The following is a 6,193-nucleotide window of genomic DNA, read 5'->3' as shown; positions in this document are numbered from 1 at the left end:
AGGGCCGAGAGGATCAGGCCTTCGGCGTGTGCACCAGCTTGGTGTTGGCGAACTCGCGCATGCCCCAGGGGCCGAGCTCGCGGCCCACGCCGGAGCGCTTCACGCCGCCGAAGGGCAGGTCCGGGGCGGTCTCGGCCTGGCCGTTGACGTAGACCATGCCGGTCTCGATCTGCCGAGCGACCTCGGTGGCATGCTCGACGTCGGAGCCGAAGACGATGCCGCCCAGCCCGAACGCGGAGTCGTTGGCCAGCTCGATCGCGGCGTTGGCGTCCGGGACCTTGTAGACCACTCCGATCGGGCCGAAGAGCTCCTCGGAGTAAGCGCGCATGTCCGGGGTGACGCCGGTGAGGACGGTGGCCTCGATCCAGGCGCCGTCGCGGTCCGGGACCGTGCCGCCGGCCTCGACCTTGGCGCCCTTGTCCACGGCGTCCTTCAGCTGCTCGGCGAGCTCGTCGCGCTGCGAGGTGGTGACCAGCGGGCCCAGGAAGAAGCCCTCGTCCTGCGGATCGCCGAGCTCGATCTCCGACACCCGGCGGGCGAAGGCCTCCACGAAGGCGTCGTAGGCCTCCTCCACCACGATGAAGCGCTTGGAGTTCGTGCAGGCCTGGCCGTTGTTGCTCACGCGGGCGAACACGGCCTCCTTGGCCACGCGGTCGATGTCCTTGTCGTCCAGGACGATGAAGGCATCGGAGCCGCCCAGCTCGAGCACGACCTTCTTGAGATTCGCGCCCGCGGTCGCGGCCACCGACTTGCCCGCCCGCTCGGAGCCGGTCACGGAGACGCCGTGGATGACCGGCGACGGGATGACGATGTCGGAGATCTGCTCATTCGAGGCGAAGACGTTCTGGTAGACGCCCTCCGGGAACCCGGCCTCCCGCATGAGGTCCTCCTGGACCTGGGCGGACTCGGGGACCATGGCCGCGTGCTTGAGCAGGATCGTGTTGCCCAGCATCAGGTTCGGCGCCGCCAGGCGGGCCACCTGGTAGTGCGGGTAGTTCCACGGCATGATGCCCAGGATCGTGCCCGTGGGCTGCAGCTCCACGCTGGCGGTGCCGCCGGTGCTGGCCTGGTACTCCTCGGGCTTCGTGAACGACTCCGCATTCTCGGCGTAGTAGTCGTAGATGCTTGCCACGAGCTCCATCTCCGCCATGCCCTGGCTCAGCGGCTTGCCCATCTCGCGGGCCTGGGTCGAGGCCAGGTCCCGGCTGCGGCTGCGGTAGAGCGAGGCCAGCGCGGCCATGGTCTCCGCACGCTCGCGCATGGGGGTCTCTCGCCAGGCCTGCTGCGCCGCATGGGCGCGGTCGAGCATCTGGCGGATCTGATCGTCGGTGTGCGCCTCGAACTCGCGCACCTTCTGGTTGTCGGCCGGATTCACTACGGCGTAATCAGTCATGGGTCCAACCTAGGGAGCGGCCTGGGCTCGGTCCATGGAGCCGCCCCAGGATTCGCAGTCGGCTGAACAGGGAATGTGCTCCAGATCACGATCACCCGAGTCCAATGGACCATGGCGAACTCCGGGATGCTGTCGCGCGGCATCCGCCCGGGCCCGGAGGCCGAGGAGGAGCTCAAGGCGGCCCTGCAGCGCCGCGGCGACGGCTGAGCCCGCGGCCGGGCCCGCTCCGTAGAGTGGAGACGACCACCGACGAGAGGACCCCGCCCGCCATGAGGCTCTACCTGATCCGCCACGGCCAGACCCCGTCCAACGTGCAGCGCCTGCTGGACACGGGCGAGCCCGGCCCGGGCCTGACCGAGCTCGGCCGGCAGCAGGCGGAGGCGCTGCCGGAGGCCCTGGCCGGCGCTGGGATCGAAGCCCTCTACGCCTCGAGCCTCGTGCGCACCCAGCTCACGGCTCGGCCGCTGGCCGACGCGCTGGGCCTCGAGCCCGCCATCCGCCCGGGCCTGCGCGAGATCGGAGCCGGGGACCTGGAGATGGCCGGCGACGACGCCTCCGTGCGCACCTACCTGAGCACGGTGTTCGGCTGGGGGCAGGGCCGGATGCACGAGGCAGTTCCCGGCTCCGGGGAGGACGGTCACGACGTCCTGCGCCGCTTCGACGAGGTCGTGCAGGAGGTCCTGGACTCCGGTGTGCAGACGGCCGCCCTGTTCTCGCACGGCGCCATGATCCGCGCCTGGAGCGCCTCGCGCTGCTGGAACCTCAGCCCCGCGTTCGTTGCGCGGGAGGGACTGGGCAACACCGGAGTGGTCGTGATCGAGGGCGATGGCAGCACCTGGACGGCGCTGAGCTGGCAGGACGCCTCATTGGGACCCGAGGACGTGGACTCCGACGACGACGGCCCCGCCGCCGAGCCCCTGGATCCTTCCGAGATCAAGGGATGAGACCTCCTCCGGGGAGCCTTGTGCTGTCAGCGAGACCCCCTAGGCTGAGAGGCAGAACACAGCGATCAGCTGAATCCGCGCCCACCGGCTGACGGCCCAGGAATCCTGCCCGCGAACCGGCGCGCTCACTTTGTCGAAAGGCTGTACTCCATGACCGCTTCGCAGTCCTCCTTCGCCGATGCCTCGCCCGACCAGCGCCAGGAGATCATCCGCGATCTGCTCGAGCGCACCCCCAAGGGGATCCTGATCGAGGGCACTTGGCGCGATGCCTCCGGCGGCGAGACCTTCGACGTCGAGAACCCCGCCACCGGCGAGGTCCTGGCCTCCGTCGCCTCTGGCACCGAGAAGGACGCGCTGGCCGGGCTGGACGCGGCCTCGGCCGCACAGGAGGACTGGGCCCGCACCCCGGCCCGCGAGCGCGCGGAGATCCTGCGCCGCGCCTTCGACCTGGTCCAGGAGCGCCGGGAGGACCTGGCGCTGCTGATGACCCTGGAGATGGGCAAGCCCTTCGCGGAGGCCCTGGGAGAGGTCACCTACGGCGGCGAGTTCCTGCGGTGGTTCTCGGAGGAGGCCGTGCGCCACTACGGCCGCTACGCCGACACCCCGGAGGGGAACCTGCGGATGGTCGTGCGCCACAAGCCCGTGGGTCCGGCGCTGCTGATCACGCCCTGGAACTTCCCGCTGGCCATGGCCACGCGCAAGATCTCCCCCGCGGTCGCCGCCGGCTGCACCATGGTGCTCAAGCCCGCGCGCCTGACCCCGCTGACCTCGTTGTACTTCGCGCAGATCATGCTGGATGCCGGTCTGCCCGCCGGCGTGCTCAGCGTCGTGCCCTCGGCCTCGGCCTCCTCCATCTCCGAGCCGCTGATGCAGGACGAGCGCCTGCGCAAGGTCTCGTTCACCGGCTCCACCGGCGTGGGCAAGAACCTGCTCAAGGCCGCCGCGGACAACGTGCTGCGCACCTCCATGGAGCTTGGCGGCAACGGGCCCTTCCTGGTCTTCGAGGACGCCGACCTGGACAAGGCCGTGGCAGGTGCCCTGGCCGCCAAGATGCGCAACATGGGAGAGGCCTGCACCTCCGCCAACCGCATGCTGGTCCACGAGTCCGTGGCCGAGGAGTTCGGCCGCCGCCTGGCCGAGGCCATCGGCGCCCAGAAGGTCGGCGACGGCACCGAGGACGGCTCGGAGGTCGGTCCGCTGATCGAGAAGAAGGCGCTCGAGTCCATCTCCTCGTTCGTGGACGATGCCGTCGAGCGCGGCGCCACGGTGCTGACCGGCGGCGAGCGCATCGGCGAGAAGGGCTACTTCTACGCTCCCACCGTCCTGGCGAACGTCCCCCGCGACGCCCGTGCGGCCTGCGAGGAGATCTTCGGCCCCGTCGCCCCGATCCTCACCTTCACGGATGAGGACGACGCCGTGGCCCTGGCCAACTCGACCGAGTACGGCCTGGCCTCCTACGTCTTCACCGAGGACCTCAAGCGCGCCCATCGCATCGGCGATCGACTGGACTTCGGACTGCTGGGGCTCAACGTCGGCGTGATCTCCAATGCCGCCACCCCGTTCGGCGGCATCAAGCAGTCCGGCATGGGCCGCGAGGGCGGAGCCGAGGGCATCGAGGAGTACACGGAGGTCCAGTACATGGGCATGGAGAACCCGTGGAGCTGAGCCTCCCGCTCACCGACGCGACCGCCCTGCAGGATGCCCTGCAGGGCGGTCGCGCCTCTGCCCGGGACGTGGCCGCTGCCGCACTGCGTCGGGCGCGCGCCGCGGAGTCGGACCAGCACGGCCCTGCGCTGGGCGCCTTCGTGCACCTGGAGTCTGGGGAGGCGGCGGACGAGCGCGCCACCGCGCTGGACGCCCTGCCTGCCGCGCAGCGCGGACGCTGGCACGGGATGCCCATGCCGCTCAAGGACCTGCACGACGTCCAGGGCCAGCCCACGACCTCGGGCTCCCGCGCCGTGGCCGCGGAGGGGCGGGACTGCGCGCCGGTCGCGGAGGCCGACGACGAGACCGCGCAGCTGCATCGCGCCCTGGGCGCGCAGCTGCTGGGCAAGACCCAGGTGCCCGAGTTCGGGCTCAACTGCTACAGCCAGAACCTGCTGGGACCGGTGACCCGCAATCCGTGGGACCTGCAGGCCGATCCCGGGGGCTCCTCCGGCGGGCAGGCCGCCGCGGTGGCCGCCGGGATCATCCCCGCTGCCGTGGGCTCCGACGGCGGCGGCTCCATCCGCATCCCCGCGGCCGCCTGCGGGCTGATCGGGCTCAAGCCCGGCCGCGGCACGGTGCCCACCGGAGACGGTCTGCGCGATCACGGGATGCTCGCCGTCAACGGGCCGATCGCACGCACGGCCCTGGATGCCGCACTGGTCTTCGACGGCCTCACCCAGCCCGCACCCGGAGCCGTCGGGGACAATCGCAGCTTCCGACCCGTCTGCTCGCCGGGGGCTGCGGCTGCGCGGGATCCGTGGGGGCCGCCGTCGTCCGGGCTGTCGCCGGAGAGCTCAGCGGCCCCTGGGGCGGCTGCGGGGCCGCCGCCGGACCTTCCTGCCGGGCCGGGGCCGGCGGAGCAGGCCGTGCGGCTTGCGCAGCAGGGCGAGCCGCCGTGGGGCAGCCGGTCGCTGTCGATCGGCGTGAGCATCTCCTCGGCCTTCGAGGCCGCGCACCCCACGCCGGTGTCCTCGCAGGCCGCCGAGGCTCTGCAGGCGGGCGTCGACGTCCTGCGCGCAGCGGGCCACGACGTCCAGGACGCCGACATCCGCCACGACCCCGCCTACCCGGAGGCCTTCTTCCAGCTGTGGACCGCCTCCGTGGGCGCTGCGCCGCTGAGTCCCGAGCAGGAGCCGCTACTCACCGGGCTGGCGCAGGAGTACCGCCGCCGCGCGGGCCAGCGCACGGCATCTGATCTGGTGAGAGCCATCCGTACGCTGCGGGACATAGAGCGCCGCGCGCTGCAGGACTGGGACCGCTGGGATGTCGTGATGACCCCGGCGCTGGCCCAGACACCCAGGCCCCACGGCTGGTGGTGGGAGGGCTTCGAGCCCACCGATCCCGCCTCCGCCGATCAGGACTACGAGCGCCAGTGCCGCTACACCCCCTGGACCTCGCTGATCAATGTGATCGGACTGCCCGCCGTCGTCGTCCCCACGACGATCGTGCGCTCGGAGGTCACCGGCGCTCAGGTGCCCATGGGGATCCAGCTCATCGGCCGGCCCGGTGCGGAGATCGGACTGCTCGTGCTCGCCGACCGGATCACCTCCGGACTCGACCCAGCCCTCCGCGAGTGCCTGGCCGCCCCGCCCCAGGAGCGCTTCCGTGCGATAGCGTGATCCCCGAACCCGCCCCACCGCAGAAGGAAACCCCATGATCTTCATCGTCGTGAAGTTCCCCGTGAAGCCCGAGCACTCGGCCCAGTGGCCGGAGATCTCCCGCGAGTTCACCGAGGCCACCCGCGCCGAGCCCGGCAACCGGTTCTTCGACTGGTCGCGCTCGGTGGCGGACACCAACGAGTTCGTCCTGGTCGAGGGCTTCGACGACGACGCCGCCGAGGCCCACGTGAACTCCGAGCACTTCCAGAAGATGCAGCAGGAGTTCCCGCAGTACCTGACCGCCACCCCGCAGATCATCTCGGAGCAGATCAGCGCCGACGGCTGGGGCGAGATGGGCGAGATCAAGGTCGACTGACTCACGCCGCCATGGGTAGTGACGCGCATCACAGGGGCGTACTCTGAGTCTGCCGCGCTTCGGTCGCGCTCGTGATCCTGCTGTGCGTGGTCCACGCCTTCCGCGGCCTTGGCATGATCGGCAGCGCCTGCTGAGCTGCGCCGGCCCCGTCGCCTGCATCGACTGGCCACGTGGA

Annotated in this window: 6 protein-coding genes; 5 read left to right on the top strand and 1 reads right to left on the bottom strand. The window is 71.1% G+C overall.

Going from position 1 to position 6,193, the window contains the following annotated elements:
• Window positions 1–13: 13 nt before the first annotated feature.
• Entirely contained in the window at window positions 14–1,393 is a 1,380-nt protein-coding gene (locus tag M3E84_RS12225) for an NAD-dependent succinate-semialdehyde dehydrogenase (RefSeq protein ID WP_259896542.1), read from the bottom strand.
• Window positions 1,394–1,468: 75 nt separating this feature from the next.
• Here M3E84_RS12225 and M3E84_RS12220 point away from each other — a divergent pair, with 75 nt between their 5' ends.
• The 5 genes from M3E84_RS12220 to M3E84_RS12200 all read left to right on the top strand — a co-directional run bounded on the left by M3E84_RS12220 (window position 1,469) and on the right by M3E84_RS12200 (window position 6,018).
• Entirely contained in the window at window positions 1,469–1,600 is a 132-nt protein-coding gene (locus tag M3E84_RS12220; protein ID WP_259896541.1) for a hypothetical protein, read from the top strand.
• A 62-nt stretch (window positions 1,601–1,662) separates the two neighbouring features.
• Entirely contained in the window at window positions 1,663–2,337 is a 675-nt protein-coding gene (locus M3E84_RS12215; protein ID WP_259896539.1) for a histidine phosphatase family protein, read from the top strand.
• A gap of 150 nt (window positions 2,338–2,487) precedes the next feature.
• Window positions 2,488–4,002, top strand: a complete 1,515-nt coding sequence (locus M3E84_RS12210; protein ID WP_259896537.1) for an NAD-dependent succinate-semialdehyde dehydrogenase — start codon at window positions 2,488–2,490, stop codon at window positions 4,000–4,002.
• Window positions 3,993–5,663 (top strand): amidase, encoded by a 1,671-nt coding sequence (locus tag M3E84_RS12205; RefSeq protein WP_259896536.1) that lies wholly within the window; start codon window positions 3,993–3,995, stop codon window positions 5,661–5,663. The genes M3E84_RS12210 and M3E84_RS12205 overlap by 10 nt, the downstream gene beginning before the upstream one ends.
• 34 nt (window positions 5,664–5,697) lie before the next feature.
• Window positions 5,698–6,018 (top strand): putative quinol monooxygenase, encoded by a 321-nt coding sequence (locus tag M3E84_RS12200; protein WP_053446804.1) that lies wholly within the window; start codon window positions 5,698–5,700, stop codon window positions 6,016–6,018.
• Window positions 6,019–6,193 lie beyond the last annotated feature (175 nt).

The sequence above is a fragment of the Kocuria sp. p3-SID1428 genome, assembly GCF_025149945.1.
Taxonomy (GTDB): Bacteria; Actinomycetota; Actinomycetes; order Actinomycetales; family Micrococcaceae; genus Kocuria.
This window is presented reverse-complemented; position numbering and strand designations above follow the sequence as displayed.

What these genes read in the sequence shown, in the direction of transcription:
- M3E84_RS12225 (WP_259896542.1), bottom strand. Translation starts at nt 1,393, where the DNA reads ATGACTGATTACGCCGTAGTGAATCCGGCCGACAACCAGAAGGTGCGC.
- M3E84_RS12200 (WP_053446804.1), top strand. Translation starts at nt 5,698, where the DNA reads ATGATCTTCATCGTCGTGAAGTTCCCCGTGAAGCCCGAGCACTCGGCC.
- M3E84_RS12210 (WP_259896537.1), top strand. Translation starts at nt 2,488, where the DNA reads ATGACCGCTTCGCAGTCCTCCTTCGCCGATGCCTCGCCCGACCAGCGC.
- M3E84_RS12215 (WP_259896539.1), top strand. Translation starts at nt 1,663, where the DNA reads ATGAGGCTCTACCTGATCCGCCACGGCCAGACCCCGTCCAACGTGCAG.